Raw genomic sequence first — 17,108 nt, forward strand, 5'->3', positions numbered from 1 at the left:
GTGCTAGATTAGAGATACGAAAAAGTAGTATTCCGACATTTTTTCTAATATCTTGAATCTCAGTAGTTTACGTAATTATTCACTCTAAATTAGTGCGTTATGAAGATTCATGTGCATGCAGTCCATTTCGACATCGACCCTAAATTGGTCGGATTTATTCAAAACAAATTAAACAAATTAGACACCTTCTACGACAAATTTATTAGTGGTGAAGTTTTTCTAAAATTAGACAAAGGAGAAAACAGCAAAATTCACAAAAAGCACATTGAAATCAAATTAAATGTACCTGGTCACACAATCTTTGCAGAGGAGAAAGGAACAACATTTGAAGAAGCAACCGACTTGGCACTAGAGGCATTAAAAACCCAAATTAAAAAATTTAAAGACAAGAAAAACGAAGTTGAACATAAAAAACGAGAGATTCCAGCTGAAGAAGAAGTTGTTGAAGATGAATTCTGAAAAATAAACTTCATGTAATATTTCAAGTAAAAGGGGGTAAATCTAATAGATTTACCCCCTTTTTTTTAATCTTGTTTTTTGGTTGCAATAAAAATCTTTCGCTGCTCATTTGTCATTATAAAATCAGTATCATTAATATAGGCTAAGGCTTCCATTTGATTTCGACCGATTTTAATACATGATTTTGGTTTAGAAAAATCTATCCTTTCTCCATTAATCTCAAAAATATATACTTTTCCATAGGAAAGTAGTGCAAATTCCTTTCCGCTTGGGCTAATATCCGCTGCCGTTATTGGACTTTTCAAGAAAACACTTTGCTCTGGAAATAACACATAATCTCCTGCTTCATCGGGCAAAATGTACATGATTGTTTGGTGCGATTTTGACCAATCTTTTGAAAACAAATACAATTTTCCACCAAACCAAAAGAAGGCTTCGCAATCGAAAATTTTATTTTTAGAAGGAAAATGCTCTTGCTCCCCATAGTGGAAAGTAATTTTTTGGGTTTTCCCATTCCTATATTTGTAAATAGTTAGATCCTTTCGAGCTTGATTGTTATTACCAAAATCGCCTATGTAAATATTCCCTTTATCGTCTTTTGTCAGTTCTTCCCAGTCTATATTTTTAGAATTATTCACAAAAAGAGTATCAAAAACACTCCCTTTTGTATTAATCATATAAAGTTCAGTATTTCCTCCACCATCGTTATGAGTCCAATAATAGTCATCCTGCCAAGCACGAGCAATTCCCGAATTTTCGTTTATACAAATTGGCATTCTTCCTGTGTTTGAAATGGTGTATTCAGCTTTCGCTCGTTTGAATCCAGTCTTACGAATTTCGGGACTGCAATTACAAGTCGCCACCCTCAACGCAAACAAAAACATATAGAATTTATATAGGAACATACCGTTTAAAAACGATTTTCTAAATCGCCTAAGAAAAGTTTGAATTTGGACAACAAGTTAGCTAATTTTGGAAAAACCTACTTATAAATTAATAGAATATCTTGTAAAAATAAAATTATCAACATTCATGAAAATATTCCAGCAGCCATTTAATGCTCGTCTTGCTTATGTACTTATCTCATTAGTTATCATTATTTATGGCTTGCATATACTAAGCGATTTGCTTATTCCTTTGACATTTTCGGGTATTTTTGCTTTATTATTAATGCCCGCCTGTGAATTTCTTGAGCGTCATCGTTTGCCACGTTGGCTGGCTATTTCTTTAGTAATTTGCATTACTTTAGGCATTTTCTCTTTTTTATTCTATCTAGTTTATGTGCAAATCATGGATTTAGAAGAGGTTTTGCCACAACTCACAGATAAAGCCGAAATATGGTTTAAAAAGCTTCAAATATTTATTCGACAAAATTTTCATATTAGTCGCACACAACAAAAGGTGGAAGGACAAAAATATTTGACTCAATTTCTTAAAGACAACAGTGATATTATTGGAAATACGCTTTCAACAACCACAGGTTTGTTGGGTAATCTGACTATTATTCCGTTGTATGTTTTTTTACTTTTATTGTATCGAGATTTTATTAGAGTGTTTTTTTATAAAGTTTTCAAATCTGTTAGTAGCCACCGTGTAGATGTTGTTTTAACCAAAGTAAAAGATGTTGTAATTAACTATGTTGTAGGTTTAGGTATGGTTATTGCTCTAATTGGCATATTAAATACTGCTGGTTTATACTTGTTAGGAATCGAACATGCCATTTTCTTCGGATTTTTGGCTTCATTTTTGGTACTAATTCCTTACATCGGCATCGCTATTGGCTCATTATTGCCAATTTTGTTTGCTTTAATCACAAAAGACTCAGCTTGGTACGCTTTTGGAGTGGCTGCACTTTTTTTTACGATTCAAATGTTGGAGGGAAATTTCATCACGCCATATATCGTCGGAACAAAGGTTAGCATCAATTCAATGGCGGCAATCATCGCATTAATAATTTTTGGTAACCTTTGGAGCATAGGTGGCTTGGTTCTTGCGTTACCTTTAACTGCAATTATCAAGGTTATTTTCGATTCGATTGAAGATTTAAGACCTTATGGTTTTTTGTTAGGAGATGCCGACCACATTGACGTTGAGAAGAAAAGACGATATTGATATATATAAGTGCTACTAAAAATTGCTTTTTCCTAATTAATCTATGAAAGGTATAATGTTTACCGAGTTTTTAGAAATGGTTGAACAGCGGTTTGGCTATAATATGGTTGATACCCTTCTAAAGATTACAAATCTCCCATCTGGTGGCATTTATACCGCAGTTGGTACATACGACTACACTGAAATGGAAGATTTGATGTCAAATCTAAGTTTGAAAACTAATATTCCAAGTCAAGAGTTATTTAGAAGTTTTGGAAATTATTTGTTCAAATCATTCATAATTATTTACCACTACATATACGAAACAACCACTGATACATTCTCACTTTTGACTTCAATTGATAGTCATATTCACACAGAAGTAAAAAAGTTATACCCAGATGCAGAATTACCTCAATTTGAGGTATCAAAAATAAATGACAACACGTTAGTTTTTTACTATCATTCGAGTTTAAAAATGGCAGGATTAGCCTATGGACTTATTGAAGCTTGTGTTCAGTATTTTGGCGAAAATGCTTCAATTACGCAAGAATCGCTCAATGACGATAGTAGTTCGGTTAAATTTGTAATTGCAAAACAATAAGATGGAAGAAATAGAATTACTCAAACATAGAATTGAACGAGAGCAAAAAGCCCGTAAGCAAGCTGAGGAAATCTTGGAAAGAAAATCTTTAGAATTATATAAAGCCAACGAGCAATTACGTAATCTTAATGAAAACCTCGAAAGTCAGATAAAAATAGGAATAACCAAATTACAAAAAACTGAACAACTTTACCAAGAGCTTATAGAATCTGTACAAGATATTATCTATAAAATCTCTCCTGAAGGTTATTTTACTTTCGTTAATAAAGTTGTAGAGCAACGGCTAGGCTACTCCGAAAAAGAAATCATTGGATTACATTTTACGCAACTTGTTTTACCCGAATATAGAGAAACTTTACTGGAGTTTTATAAAAACATGATTCTTCAAAAACGGGAAAGTACTTACCACGAGTTTCCTGTTAGTGCAAAAGATGGAACAACCGTTTGGATTGGACAGACAGTTCGTTTAATTGAATCAGAAAATAATAATATTGAATTAGTTGCCGTTGCTCGTGATATTACAGACCACAAAGCAACCGAAGATTCTTTACGAACAACCCAAACTCGACTTTCAACGCTTATCACCAATTTACAAAAAGGCGTTTTAGTAGAAGACGAAAATCGAAAGATTATTCTAGTAAATCAATTATTCTGTGAAATTTTCAATATCTCAACGCCAATAGAATCACTTATTGGTTTTGATTGCTCACAGTCGGCCGAAGAAACAAAGCATTTATTTCATAATCCAGAGCAATTTGTTCAAAGAATTGATGAAATATTAACTCAAAAAGTAATAACCGTTGAAGAAAACCTCAATATGATTGATGGTAGGGTTTTACAACGTGACTATATTCCTATTTTCTTAGAAGGCCATTATCGAGGGCATCTTTGGGAATACGCTGATATTACCGAACAACACCGTTCTCAAGAAATCATTCGTAAAAGCGAAGAGAAATACCGTGGTATCATGAATAACATGGAATTAGGCCTTTTAGAAGTCGATAATAATCAAGTGATTATTCGTGCCTATGACCGATTCTGTAAAATGATTGGATATACGGAAGAAGAATTAGTCGGAAAGGTAGCACCAGACCTATTTGTAGCAAAAGAATTTAATGATACGCTTGATAGCCATCAAAAACAACGTAGCAAAGGTCATGCTTCTTCTTATGAGTTACAATTAGTTAGAAAAGACGGCAGCAAACTCTGGACAATCGTCAGTGGAGCTCCAATAATTGATGAAAATGGTGAGGTTGTAGGTTCATTAGGCATTCATTATGATATTACAGAACGAAAAAGTCTCGAACAAGAACTTGAGTTAGCAAAACAAATTGCAGAAGATGCTCGACAAGCTGAAAAGCAATTCTTAGCAAACATGAGCCATGAAATTCGCACGCCACTTAATGCAATTATTGGCATGACGCATTTATTATTCGACACACGACCAAACAAACAACAATACGAATATTTAGATATACTTAAAACTTCGGCTGACTTTCTACTCAGCCTTATTTCTGACTTACTTGATATGGCAAAGATTGAAGCTGGCCGCATTGAAGTGCAAAAACAACCATTCGATTTGGTAGGTTTGCTCAGAACTACTCAACGGGTATTTCAGATTAGGCTTGAAAATCGTCCGATTGAGTTAAATTTAATGATTGATGCCCGAATTTCGGGAAGCTACGTTGGCGATGAGCTAATTCTGAATCAAATTTTAATGAACCTTATTGGTAATTCTGAAAAGTTTACTGAAGAAGGTTCGATTGACATTGCCGTTAAACAGAAAAAACAAGAAGACGATATTACTTGGATTGAATTTAAAATTATTGACACTGGAAGTGGTATTCCAGAAGAAAAATTAGACCTGATTTTTCAGAAATTCAAGCAAGTAAATGCACAAGGGCATAAACACAAAGGAACGGGTTTAGGGCTAGCCATAACCAAACAATTGATTGAGGTTCAGGAAGGTACAATTAGCGTCAAAAGTGAAGAAGGAGAAGGTACAACGTTTACATTTACACTACCATTCCAAAAATCAGATTCTGAAATTGCCCTCAATACACACGAAATTAATTATGCACCAAGTAGCGTAGAAGGTTGCAAGATTTTGGTAGCAGAAGACAATATAATGAACCAAAAATATATTAGTAGTCTGCTCACTAAATGGAATATCAACTTTATCATTGCAAATGATGGCCGAAAAGCAATCGAACAAGCACAAAAGCAATTGTTTGATATAATTTTGATGGATATTCAGATGCCAAATACTGATGGATACGAAGCAACCATTTCGATTCGGAACACCAAAAACCCAAATCAACATACACCAATTATTGCTCTAACGGCGTCTGCAATGCTTGACCAAAAAAGCAAAGCTCTTACGGTCGGAATGAATGATTTTATTACGAAACCATTCGCTCCAAATCATTTACTGAATACTTTAAGAATCTATATAAATTCCTCAAAATTAGCGGCAAATAGTGTCATTGAAATAGAATCAGACAATGACACCGAGTCACCGATTGACCGTATCCGATTAAAAGAACTTTATGGAGATGATAAAGAATATGCCACCGAAATGTTCCAAACATTTTTGAATGATGTTTTACCTGATTTCCAATTTATGAATAATTTACTTGCTCAAAAAGAATGGGTAAAAATGGGAACTCTTACGCATAAACTTAAACCTACACTTGGTATGGTTGGATTATGTGACTTAGAAATTCAAATGCAAACCTTGGAAAAAATACTAAAAGAAGAGTCCGATATGAGTCAAGTGCAATCACTTTGGGAAAATATTCAGCACGGATTAAATGAGAGCATCCCTCTTTTAGAACAAGAACTAGATAAATTAATGAAATAGCATTTCTTTAAAATAAGACTTTTAAGCGATAGAAAAACATGAAACTAAAATGTATTATTGTCGAGGACGAAATCATGGCTCGCATGTCTCTTCAAAGACTTTGTGAGCAACATGAGTCACTCACATTAGTAGATATTTTTGAAAATGCTGAGGATGCCTTAGAGTTTTTGTCAAAGGAAGTAATTGACCTAATCTGGCTCGATGTTGAAATGCCTGGACTTTCTGGTTTTGATTTACTCAAAAACCTCTACTCAATGCCGCAGGTAATTATGACTACCAGCAAGGTTGAATATGCATTTGAAGCCTATCAATACCAAGTAACTGATTATATTCAGAAGCCCATCACTCAGCCTCGTTTTAAGATTGCCGTTGAAAAGGTATTAGAACTAAACACTCGCAAAACTACAGCTTCGCCCGAAAGACATGAGATTTATGTAAAAACTGATGGTCGATACATTCGTTTGCCTTATTCCGAAATTCTATACATCGAAAATGTAGGCGATTATGTTAAGATTTTTGCCAAGAAACATTCCTATATTGTGCATACAACCATGAAATACTTAGAAGAAAAGTTAGGTGATAGCTTCTTGAGGGTTCATCGCTCGTACATTGTGCATCTTGATAAAATTGTTGATATTGAAGAAAACACACTCGTTATCGAAAATAAAGTCATTCCGATTAGTCGAGCAAATAAACCTGAATTATTGAATAAATTGAATATGCTTTGATTTACAAATTGAGAACATTATCTTGAAATACAATCAAAAAAGAGGGATAATTTTTAAGAATCACAGTGATTCTTAAAAATTATCCCTCTTTTTTTACTTCAATTTTATTCTCAAGAACGTAAACTATACTTGGCTATTTTATGGAATAACTCCTTTGGATTAAATGGTTTTGTTACGTAGTCATTCATCCCGACCAAAAATGCTCTGTCTTGGTTAGTAAATGTAGCAGAAGCTGTCAATGCAATAATCGGAATGGCATTATCTACTCCCCTAATTTTTTCAGCAGCGGTGTATCCATCCATTACTGGCATCTGAATATCCATCAAAATTACGTCATACTTACCAGTTTCAAATTTTTCGGTAGCAATTAATCCATTTTCGGCAACATCAAAGTCAACACGCCATTTTTCTAAGAATTTTGTGGCAACTTTAATATTTATCGGATAATCTTCTACCAATAAAACCTTTACGCCTTTGAGTGTATTTTCGTTGAGTAATTCACCCGTATTTTCCGAAGATTTATTTTTAACTTCAGTTCCAATTTCTAATTCGATTGTAAAAAAGAACTTCGCTCCTTTCCCAGCTTCGCTTTCAAGTTGAATTTCGCTGCCATACAATTCCAATAATTTTTTTGTAATAACTAAGCCCAAGCCAGTTCCACCAAATTGGCGAGTTGTTGCTGAATTGGCTTGTGTAAATTTATCAAAAATCATTGCTTGTTTTTCCAATGGAATCCCGATTCCAGTATCGGCTACAGAAAATTCTACCAAAACATTATTTTCAAATTTTCTTATATAAGAAAGACTAATTGTAATGCTTCCATTTCGAGTAAACTTAACAGCATTAGAAACTAGATTAGAAATCACTTGCCCTAGTCGAAGCGAATCACCAACAACAACATTAGGAATATCGTCATCGACCATTAACCTAATTTTATTTCCTTTCTCCTCAGCTTTTACTTGATTAGCTTTTTTGATATTTGAAACCAGTTGTTTGACATCAAAAGGAATACTTTCTAACTCAACTTTTCCTGCTTCAATTTTGCTAAAATCTAAAATATCATTAATCAGCACGTGTAAGTTATCGGTCGAAAATTGTAATATTTTCAAGTTTTCGGCCATACTTTCACTAATATCCTCTTGTTGCATGAGGTACGTCAGACCAACAATGGCGTTCAGTGGAGTTCTGATTTCATGGCTCATCATTGAAAGAAACTCTGATTTGGCTTGGGTAGCTTTTTCGGCGAGTTCTTTCGCTAAAATTAGTTCAGCTTCTATTTTTTTACGATTTTCAATCTGTATTTGCAGATAATCAACTAAACCAAGTAAATTATTAGGGTCTAAAGTCTGAGCACTGAGACCTTCTTTTACTTCAAGAGAATAAATAGCTTCGATTAATTTTTCAACCGAAAGGCGTCTTTGCTTAATTTCTTTTTTTAGTTTTTCATTAATTTCTGTATAATCACGGTCATTGAGCAAAGCCGAATGCTCAAACAGTTCTTTGTCTCTATCAAAATTAATGTAAGAGTCATTGATTGCTTTTACAAAATTTTGAAAACGCTCATCTTTTAAGGAATCTTCAGTAAGATACCTAGAAATTTGCTTGCTTAGTAAACGATGAAGGATTGTATTATTCATGCAAAATTATTTTTCGGAAAGAGTAGTAATAGTCATCGTTTGGTTATGTAATTCGCATCGGGCATTCGGATTATGTGAAGAAATTTCACCATAAGAATAAAAACCTGTCATTATAGCTTTATCTCCAAAAACTTCTCTAGCAGCTTCAACTTCTTCGTCAGTTCGTTGTCCTAAAACAAGTTTTCGCCCAACACAGCTTACAAGTATAGCGAGTTCGGCTCCTTTTGAAAATGGTTCTAACGAATTTTGTGCTGCTGAGGCCGAGGCATCAATGAGTCTGTCAAGATTTGCTTTCATAAATCTAACTAAAGCCCCTTTAGGCATATCTCCAGCAAAAGTCATACTTTTATTAGTTTCATCAATCGAAAGAATCGTACGTACAACAGGTTCATCATCTTCCGTAATCCGCATCGAAAGCGGAAAAAGCAAAGCAGCTCCAGGCAATTCTTCGGCATATTTGCCCAAATATTCTTTATATATATCAAGAGCGGCTTTATCTCCAATGGTGTACAATACGTTATATTTCGACTCTGTCACTTCACGTTCAGGACCAAATCCGTCCCATCCACCCATTGTTCCATGCCCAACTTTTAATTCTTTACTATACAATCCTATGCCAATAATCTGGCCTTCTTTAGGATTTTCATTAAGACCAACTAATGTTTTTTCAAAACGTGCATCATCACCTGCCAAACCTCCAGAAATTGGAATTTTATTGGCGGTTTTTTCATTAAGTGCCGCAATTAAAGCACTCCCATTAACTTTTCCACCATCAGAAATAATAAAAATTGCTGATAAATCATCATCTAACAAGGCGTCTGCAATTTGCTCGCCAGCATTAGAACTTTCCAAATAGTTATCAATGGTTACTAATGTCGTACGAACAATTGTTTTATCAAACTCTATTGCCGTCGATATTATTGTACCACTGTAAACCATATCGTTATAAATTTCGCCCGAAGTAGAATTAATAATGATTTCGGCCGAAGGATACAAATTTCTTACATATTCATACGTTTGAGTTTGCTCCAAAATTTTTCTTTCACCAAAAACAAATACCAGTTGGACATTTAATGGATTAAAATTTTCGGTTTCAGCAACTTGGTGCCACTCATTGTTGTTGAAAGATTTTTGTTGAATTTTCATAAGGCAAAATGGCTATTAAGGATGAAATAGGAATGCAATTTAAAAATAAAATTCACAAGAAAAAGTATTGATTCAAAATTGTTGGATTTTATGATTGATTATGGTCAAAAACACAATTACCTAAATCAGTCTATAGTTTCACAACAAACATTTATTCTCTTTTTTATTTCTATGCAATTTATAAGCCAATAACATATTTAACGGTGTTTTTTTGGCATTTAAAGCGTTTTAACACTATTTATTTTAATATAAAATGATTAGCAGTCAGGTTCAAAATAAAAAACAATTGTATTAAAGTTTTGGCAAAATTATTGCTAACATCAATAATAAATTACAATAGAAAAAAATGTTCGATGTTACGGTAACAGTTCAACAAAAATTTTTCTAAAAAAAACAAGTTTGGCAATAAAGTTGTAACCATTAAAATAAGCTTTTATTGCCCTTAGATTTCCACCCAACTATAAAAATAATTAACTAGTGTAAGTAGTAATTATTTCATTCAAAGAAAACCCCTTTTATTAATAACTGTTGATTAAAATTTCCTAATAATAATTCTTTGGAAAAAATGTCCAAAACTAAAATAATAGAAAAACATGCTTTTCAACTCTCTTAATTTTGCCATATTTCTACCAATAGTTTTTATACTATATTGGTTTTTTACCTCCAATAACTTAAAGTTACAAAACATCCTTTTATTGGTTTCTAGTTACTTTTTTTATGCCTGCTGGAATTGGATGTTTTTGTTTTTGCTCATTTTCTCGACTTTATTAGATTTTTATACGGGTATAAAAATGTCGGAAGCGAAAGACCAAAATGGCAAAAAGTTTTGGTTTTGGCTGAGCATTTCAGTTAACCTTGGGTTTCTCGGCGTTTTTAAATACTACAACTTTTTTGCAACTTCATTCGCTGAGGCCGTATCCAATTTTGGTTTGCAAGTAAGTCCATGGACATTACAAGTGATTTTGCCCGTTGGGATTTCATTCTATACTTTTCATGGATTATCCTACGTCATTGATATTTACAAAGACCGCATAAAAGCAGAAAGAAATCTTATCGATTATTCGGTCTTTGTAAGCTTTTTCCCCTTACTTGTGGCTGGGCCTATCGAAAGAGCAACGCACCTTTTGCCACAAATTCAGAAAAAAAGAGTTTTTAATTATACACAAGCGAGCGACGGTTTAAAGCAAATCTTATGGGGCTTATTTAAAAAAATTGTCATTGCCGACCATTGTGCTCAATATGCCAATTTAATATTTAATAACTCAGCCGATTATTCAGGAAGTACGTTAGTTTTGGGAGCATTATTCTTTGCTTTTCAAATTTATGGTGATTTTTCTGGCTATTCGGATATTGCTTTGGGAACTGCCCGACTTTTTGGCATTGAATTATTAAGAAACTTCGCTTTCCCTTATTTTTCAAGAGATATTGCTGAATTTTGGAGACGTTGGCACATTTCGCTTTCAGCTTGGTTTAGAGACTATCTTTATATTCCTTTGGGTGGAAGTAAAGGCGGTACTTGGATGAAAGTAAGAAACACATTTATTATTTTTATTGTCAGTGGTTTTTGGCACGGAGCGAACTGGACTTTCATTATCTGGGGAACACTGAATGCGGTTTATTTCTTACCACTTTTGCTTACAAACAGCAATCGAAATAATTTAGAAACCGTAGCTCAAGGAAAATACTTTCCAACAATCAGAGAATTACTTTCAATGCTTATTACTTTTAGTTTGACACTTTTGGCTTGGATATTCTTTAGAGCTGCAAGTCTTCAACATGCTCTTAGTTATATCTCAGAAATTTTCTCAAGCTCATTGTTTACCGTTCCACAACTTGATGATTTGTATCGTGCATTAACAACCATTATGCTCGTAATTGGCTTTGTATTTGTTGAGTGGATTGGTCGAGAACAGCAATATGCCATTGCTCGTTTAGGATTAAATTGGGTAAGACCACTTCGTTGGGTAATTTATTCAGCAATTGTATTTCTTATCGGAATGTTTATGCAAACCGAAGAAACGCCATTTATCTATTTTCAATTTTAAAATATTGTAATATGAGCAAGTTTATAAAATCGCTTTTCCTATTTATTCCTTTTACTATTGTATTATATGTACTTTTTTTGGTAGCTTGGGGAATATTAATTCCTAGCGAATTTTTCATCAAGTCGAATCTCAATTACCGAATTGGCACTTATGGCCACATGTATTCTCGTATTGAGGAGGTCAAAAAAACTAAAAACATAGATGTGCTATTTTTGGGTTCATCACATACCTACAGAGGCTTTGACCCAAGGATTTTCAAGGCGAAAGGAATGACTTCTTTTAACCTCGGCTCAAGTGCTCAAACACCTTTGCAGACGAAAGTTCTTCTAAATAGATATTTAGACCATCTAAACCCCAAATTAATTATTTATGAAGTTTATCCAACCACATTTTCTATTGATGGCGTTGAATCTTCATTAGACCTCATTGCCAATGATAAAAATGACATAAATACAGTTGAATTAGCTTTCAAACTCAATAATATTAAAGCTTATAATACTTTAATTTTTGGCTTAATAAGTGACTTTTTGAACCTAAATTCTTCATTTGTCGAACCAAAAGTAAGAGGTAAGGATACTTATATTTCAGGCGGTTTTGTGGAAAATAGAGAAAAAATAACTACTGAAAAAAAATACGCTCAAAAAAAATGGGATTTCAACGAAAACCAGTTTAAGGCTTTCAATGAAATAATTTCGATGCTCAAAGCAAGAAACATTAAAGTTGCCTTAGTTTATGCACCAATTGCTCCTGCTTTATATCATAGTTATAGCAATAATCAAGATTTTGATATAATCATGAATAAGTATGGAAATTACTATAACTTTAACGAAATTATCAGCCTTAAAGATAACCAACATTTTGTAGATTCTGACCATTTGAATCAAGGTGGCGTTGATATTTTTAATGACAAACTAATTGAAATACTCAATAATCGACAAGCACTTCCAACAAATACGATAAGTTACCGTTAATCAATTTTTAAACAGAAAATCTAAACCTTCTTTTGGCAAAATTACTAATGAGAGAATCTTAATTATGATGTAAAACTTGTCAAAACAAATATTCTGAAATGCACCTATTATTTAATCAAGATTCTTAATACATATAATCATACCAATCGTAATAATGGAACAAAAATTGAAACTTCTAATCATTGATGATGAGCCAAGTACCAGAAAAATTTTAGAGCATTTCCTAAATAAGGAGTTTGATGTAACCCTTAAAAATGATGGAATGGAAGGTATGAATTGGTTAGAATTAGGTAATAAACCTGATTTTATCATCGCTGACCTTAATATGCCCAACCTTAACGGCAAAGAGTTTATTAAAGTCATCAGTGCAAGTAATATTTATAACAACATACCGATTATCATTCTTTCTGGAACTGACGAAAGCAAGGAACGTATTGATTGTTTAAATTTAGGAGCTGATGATTTTATGCTAAAACCTTTCAATCCGATGGAAATTCATGCAAAAATCAAGGCTATCCTACGTAGATTAAAAGCTCAATAATTTTATTGAATTAATGAATCAAAGCCATGAATGAAAACGCAATAAATACTACAGATAAAGAAACCTTTTCGATTAAAGTTATTTTAGTTGAAAAAAATGACCAAGTAATAGTTAATTTCTTAAAAAAATTTGGTTCAAGACTAAATGTAAAAGTCCTTGAAAGTGCTGAAGAATGCTTGGAATTTATCAGAAATGCTTATCCGCCTGATGCCATTATTATTGGAACAAGCATGGGAGGAATTGATTTTTTAGAAAAAGTTCGGCAAGAAAGTTGGACTCGTACATTGCCTGTTGTCATTACGAGTGAACAAATTACACCAGCATTAGTCAAAGAAGTTGCCGATAAAAAAGGTGACGATTTATACCCAACAGATTTTAGTTCTGGTGAATTAATCACTAGGCTTGAATACTTCATCAAACGCCGTCATTATCAAGCTACTCAGCAGGCAAAATCAAATATTTTAGAGGTAAAAATACCATTTTGGAAACGTTTCATCGATGTTACTTCTACGGGTTTTGCTCTATTGTTGCTTTCACCAATTTTGATTATTGTAGCTATTTTGATAAAACTTGACTCAAAAGGCCCAATTGTTTATAAGTCTCGCCGAGTTGGTGCAGGCTATCGAATCTTTGAAATTTACAAATTCCGTACGATGAGAACCGATGCCGACCAAATGATAAAAAATATGGGTTCGCTCAATATGTACACCAAAGAAAAGAGCGAAAAGAAAATAAGTGGGCTTTGCGAACAATGTACTCCATTGGGTGCTTGCCAACAACAACTTTACCTCGATGGTGAAATAACTTGCGAAAAAGTTTATCTCAATCAAAAGAAAGAAAAAGTGGCGTTTATGAAATTTCAGAATGACCCACGGATAACAAAGTTTGGCGGTTTTTTACGCAACAGCAGTATCGACGAATTGCCTCAGTTGTTTAATATTTTCATGGGCGATATGTCACTCATTGGAAACCGTCCTTTACCACTTTATGAGGCCGAAAAATTAACAACCGATAAATACATTGAGCGTTTTGCTGGGCCTGGCGGTTTGACTGGACTTTGGCAAGTAACCAAACGTGGAAAAGGCAAAAAAGAAATGACTGAAGAAGAACGCATCGAACTCGATATTGAATATGCACGAAATTTTTCTTTCAAATTCGATATGAAAATCTTTTTTATGACTTTCCCTGCTCTTTTGCAGTCCGAAAATGTATAGTTTTTTCTAACACTTGCGTAAATTCCTAATAAAATTAATGGCTATTTTACTCGAAATATTATTCTGGTTAAGTATTGGTCTAGTTGTCTATACTTACATTGGCTATGGAATCTTAGCTTGGTTTTTTGTAAAAATCAGAAACATTCTCGGCAAACAATTCAAAAAATATAACGACCCAACTTTTTTACCAAAAGTCACGCTCGTTATTCCTGCCTACAACGAAATGAGTTGTATTCAAGCCAAAGTAGCAAACACTTTTAGTCTCGATTATCCTGTTGAGCAAATGGAAGTTTTGTTTGTTACAGAAGGCTCAAATGATGGTACTTCTGAATATATTAAGTCTCTACAAACCACCTATCCAAATCTCAGAATGATTGATGGTGATACCCGTAGAGGTAAAATTGAAGCCATGAATATGGCCATCAAAACCATTACGACACCTATCGTGATTTTTACGGATGCTAATACAAACCTCAACAATTTGGTCATAAAAAATATCGTCAGACATTTTCAAAACCCTAAAGTTGGTGCAGTTGCAGGCGAAAAACGCATTGAAACCGAAGGTAGTGAAGCTGCTGCGGGTGCTGGAGAAGGTTTATATTGGAAATATGAGTCTTTCTTGAAAAAACTTGATACCGAACTTTATTCAGTTGTGGGTGCCGCAGGCGAACTTTTCGCTGTAAGAACTGACTTATTTGGTCAGGTTGAAAAAGACACTTTGCTTGATGATTTTATTGTTTCATTACGCATTGCTGCCGATGGTTATCGGGTAATTTATGAACCTGAAGCTTACGCAAGCGAACGACCTTCATTCTCGATTCAAGATGAAATGAAACGCAAAATCAGAATTGCTGCAGGTGGTTTCCAAGCCATTGCTCGACTAGGTTTCTTATGGAATATTTTCCGTTATGGTTTGCTTTCCTTTCAATATGTATCTCATCGTGCCATGCGTTGGGCAGTTGCTCCTTTTTGTTTGCCTATTATTTTATTGCTCAATTTTGCCATTCTTTTAACACAATCTGAGTTGCTTGATTATCCAATTTATCAGGCTTTGATGTTGGCTCAAATTGCATTTTATTTAATGGCAATCACTGGCTATTATCTTGAAAATCAACGAATTAGAGTAAAATTATTATTCGTACCTTTTTACTTTTCTTTCATGAATTATTGTGCTATCAAAGGATATATTCGATACAGAAACGGACTTACTTCAGGCATCTGGGAAAAAGTCAAAAGAGCTGAATAATAATCAAACGTTATGTTTCGGAAGCTATTTAGAAAAGTCAAAATAGCTTCCCAACAATTCTTACTTCCTAATAAAAACGTCGAACAAATGATTAATTTTTTCTTGCCTTCTTGGGTAAAAAATATCATCAAAAAGCCACTCAATATTAAGCAATACTCTGACGCAGAAATTGCTGATTTGAAGCAAAAACTTGCAAGATTTTCTTCTGAAAACCCTTTGATTAGTGTTGTTATACCAGCTTGGAACGAAGAAGAAGGAATTTTGCATACGCTTATTTCGTTGGCTAATACTAACACAAAATACGATACCGAATTACTCATTATTGATAATAATTCAACGGATGGAACGCCTACTTTACTCAAAAAATTGGGTATCAAAACCCTCGTTGAAACCAAGCAAGGGGTTGGTCATGCTCGTACATGCGGCCTGCATAATGCCAAAGGAAAATATATTTTAACAGGCGATAGTGACACCTTTTATCCAGCAGGTTGGATAACGGCAATGGCTGAAGGAATGATTAATGATGAGCAAGTTTATTGCGTTCATGGCAGTTATTCGTTTTTACCGAGTGATAGCACACCTCGATGGCAATATGCTTTTTATGAATTTTTGAGCAGTTTTATTATCAAGAAGAAAGAAAAAACGCAGCCTTTTCTCAATACTTTGGGCTTTAACTGTGGTTTTATTCGCCAAAAAGGCATTGATGTTAATGGATACGAAATCGAAACGCAACGAACTTTTCGGGGTGCAGCAGGTGTAGCCGAACAAAATGCAACGGAAGATGGCATGATGGCGTTGAGATTGCAACAAGCTGGTGGCAAAAACAAAGCAATTGAAAGTAATGATGCTCGTGTTTGGACAAGCGACCGCCGTATTCAACTCGATGGAGGCTTGAAAAGTGCTTTAACTTTACGTATAAAAAAATACCTCTTTAAGAAATAATTATGTCAATCGTTGCTACAATAAAATCAAGTCCGAAACTTAAAAAGTTTGTGCATTGGTGTTTGATCCCTACGCATCAAGCTCGCCCTCGACTTTGGGTGCAGTGGTTTGTTAATCCTTTTTTTCATAAAATAGGAAAAGGAACAAGCATTTGTCGCCGCACTCGTATGGATGTTTTGCCGTTTCAACCTTTCAATATTGGCAATTATAGTACTGTTGAAGATTTTGCAACAATTAATAATGGCGTTGGCCCCGTTAACATCGGCAATAATTCTAGAATTGGTATCGGAAATGTAGTCATTGGCCCCGTAACGATTGGCAACAATGTAATTCTTGCCCAAAATATCGTTATGAGTGGACTTAATCATGTTTACGCTGATGTAGAAACACCGATATATTTACAACCAGTTACGACATCAACAATTACGATTGAAGATGATTGTTGGATTGGGGCAAATGCCGTAATAACGGCTGGCGTTACCATCGGAAAACACAGTGTGATTGCAGGTGGAGCGGTTGTTACCAAGAATATTCCGCCATTTAGTGTGGCCGTTGGTAATCCTGCAAAAGTGATTAAGCAATATAATTTTGAAACAAAAACTTGGGAAAAGGTTTAATTTT

At 34.1% G+C, this 17,108-nt stretch carries 15 protein-coding genes; 12 read left to right on the plus strand and 3 right to left on the minus strand.

Annotated features, from left to right (window positions below; translation table 11 throughout):
* The first annotated feature begins 99 nt into the window (after positions 1-99).
* Positions 100-459, plus strand: coding sequence for a ribosome hibernation-promoting factor, HPF/YfiA family (gene hpf, locus MJQ71_RS10360; RefSeq protein ID WP_238806543.1), 360 nt, complete (start codon positions 100-102; stop codon positions 457-459).
* A gap of 65 nt (positions 460-524) precedes the next feature.
* On the opposite strand, the gene MJQ71_RS10365 is transcribed toward hpf, so the two are convergent.
* The gene (locus MJQ71_RS10365) at positions 525-1,364 is read right to left on the minus strand and encodes a hypothetical protein (RefSeq protein WP_238806544.1); all 840 of its coding nucleotides are present in this window, start codon (positions 1,362-1,364) and stop codon (positions 525-527) included.
* Between the two features lie 127 nt (positions 1,365-1,491).
* On the opposite strand from MJQ71_RS10365, the gene MJQ71_RS10370 reads away from it, so the two are divergent.
* Genes MJQ71_RS10370 through MJQ71_RS10385 form a run of 4 tightly spaced genes read left to right on the plus strand, consistent with a single transcriptional unit; the run spans position 1,492 to position 6,745 of the window.
* A complete protein-coding gene (locus MJQ71_RS10370; RefSeq protein WP_238806545.1) occupies positions 1,492-2,571 on the plus strand; it encodes an AI-2E family transporter in 1,080 nt (359 codons plus the stop codon).
* 43 nt (positions 2,572-2,614) lie between these two features.
* Positions 2,615-3,154, plus strand: coding sequence for a heme NO-binding domain-containing protein (locus tag MJQ71_RS10375; RefSeq protein ID WP_238806546.1), 540 nt, complete (start codon positions 2,615-2,617; stop codon positions 3,152-3,154).
* 1 nt (position 3,155) lies between these two features.
* Positions 3,156-6,017: a PAS domain S-box protein gene (locus tag MJQ71_RS10380; protein ID WP_238806547.1), complete on the plus strand. Its 2,862-nt coding sequence runs from the start codon at positions 3,156-3,158 to the stop codon at positions 6,015-6,017.
* Positions 6,018-6,055: 38 nt separating this feature from the next.
* Positions 6,056-6,745 (plus strand): LytR/AlgR family response regulator transcription factor, encoded by a 690-nt coding sequence (locus MJQ71_RS10385; protein ID WP_238806548.1) that lies wholly within the window; start codon positions 6,056-6,058, stop codon positions 6,743-6,745.
* A gap of 110 nt (positions 6,746-6,855) precedes the next feature.
* Here the strand turns inward: MJQ71_RS10385 and MJQ71_RS10390 are convergent, their stop codons facing one another.
* Positions 6,856-8,382: an ATP-binding protein gene (locus tag MJQ71_RS10390; RefSeq protein WP_238806549.1), complete on the minus strand. Its 1,527-nt coding sequence runs from the start codon at positions 8,380-8,382 to the stop codon at positions 6,856-6,858.
* A gap of 6 nt (positions 8,383-8,388) precedes the next feature.
* Positions 8,389-9,528 (minus strand): FIST signal transduction protein, encoded by a 1,140-nt coding sequence (locus MJQ71_RS10395; protein ID WP_238806550.1) that lies wholly within the window; start codon positions 9,526-9,528, stop codon positions 8,389-8,391.
* Between the two features lie 593 nt (positions 9,529-10,121).
* On the opposite strand from MJQ71_RS10395, the gene MJQ71_RS10400 reads away from it, so the two are divergent.
* The 7 genes from MJQ71_RS10400 to MJQ71_RS10430 all read left to right on the plus strand — a co-directional run bounded on the left by MJQ71_RS10400 (position 10,122) and on the right by MJQ71_RS10430 (position 17,104).
* Positions 10,122-11,573 (plus strand): MBOAT family O-acyltransferase, encoded by a 1,452-nt coding sequence (locus tag MJQ71_RS10400; RefSeq protein ID WP_238806551.1) that lies wholly within the window; start codon positions 10,122-10,124, stop codon positions 11,571-11,573.
* An 11-nt stretch (positions 11,574-11,584) separates the two neighbouring features.
* Positions 11,585-12,544: a DUF1574 domain-containing protein gene (locus MJQ71_RS10405; RefSeq protein WP_238806552.1), complete on the plus strand. Its 960-nt coding sequence runs from the start codon at positions 11,585-11,587 to the stop codon at positions 12,542-12,544.
* A gap of 154 nt (positions 12,545-12,698) precedes the next feature.
* The gene (locus tag MJQ71_RS10410; RefSeq protein WP_238806553.1) at positions 12,699-13,085 is read left to right on the plus strand and encodes a response regulator transcription factor; all 387 of its coding nucleotides are present in this window, start codon (positions 12,699-12,701) and stop codon (positions 13,083-13,085) included.
* Positions 13,086-13,111: 26 nt separating this feature from the next.
* Entirely contained in the window at positions 13,112-14,299 is a 1,188-nt protein-coding gene (locus MJQ71_RS10415; RefSeq protein ID WP_290370175.1) for a sugar transferase, read from the plus strand.
* Positions 14,300-14,336: 37 nt separating this feature from the next.
* Positions 14,337-15,545 carry a glycosyltransferase family 2 protein gene (locus tag MJQ71_RS10420; RefSeq protein WP_238806554.1) on the plus strand — a complete coding sequence of 403 codons (1,209 nt, stop codon included), beginning with the start codon at positions 14,337-14,339 and terminating at the stop codon, positions 15,543-15,545.
* 87 nt (positions 15,546-15,632) lie between these two features.
* On the plus strand, positions 15,633-16,487 hold the full coding sequence (locus MJQ71_RS10425; RefSeq protein ID WP_238806555.1) for a glycosyltransferase family 2 protein: 855 nt from the start codon (positions 15,633-15,635) through the stop codon (positions 16,485-16,487).
* 2 nt (positions 16,488-16,489) lie between these two features.
* Positions 16,490-17,104, plus strand: a complete 615-nt coding sequence (locus MJQ71_RS10430) for an acyltransferase (protein WP_238806556.1) — start codon at positions 16,490-16,492, stop codon at positions 17,102-17,104.
* The last annotated feature ends 4 nt before the right edge of the window (positions 17,105-17,108 follow it).

Source organism: Emticicia aquatica (assembly GCF_923079645.1).
GTDB lineage: Bacteria > Bacteroidota > Bacteroidia > Cytophagales > Spirosomataceae > Emticicia > Emticicia aquatica.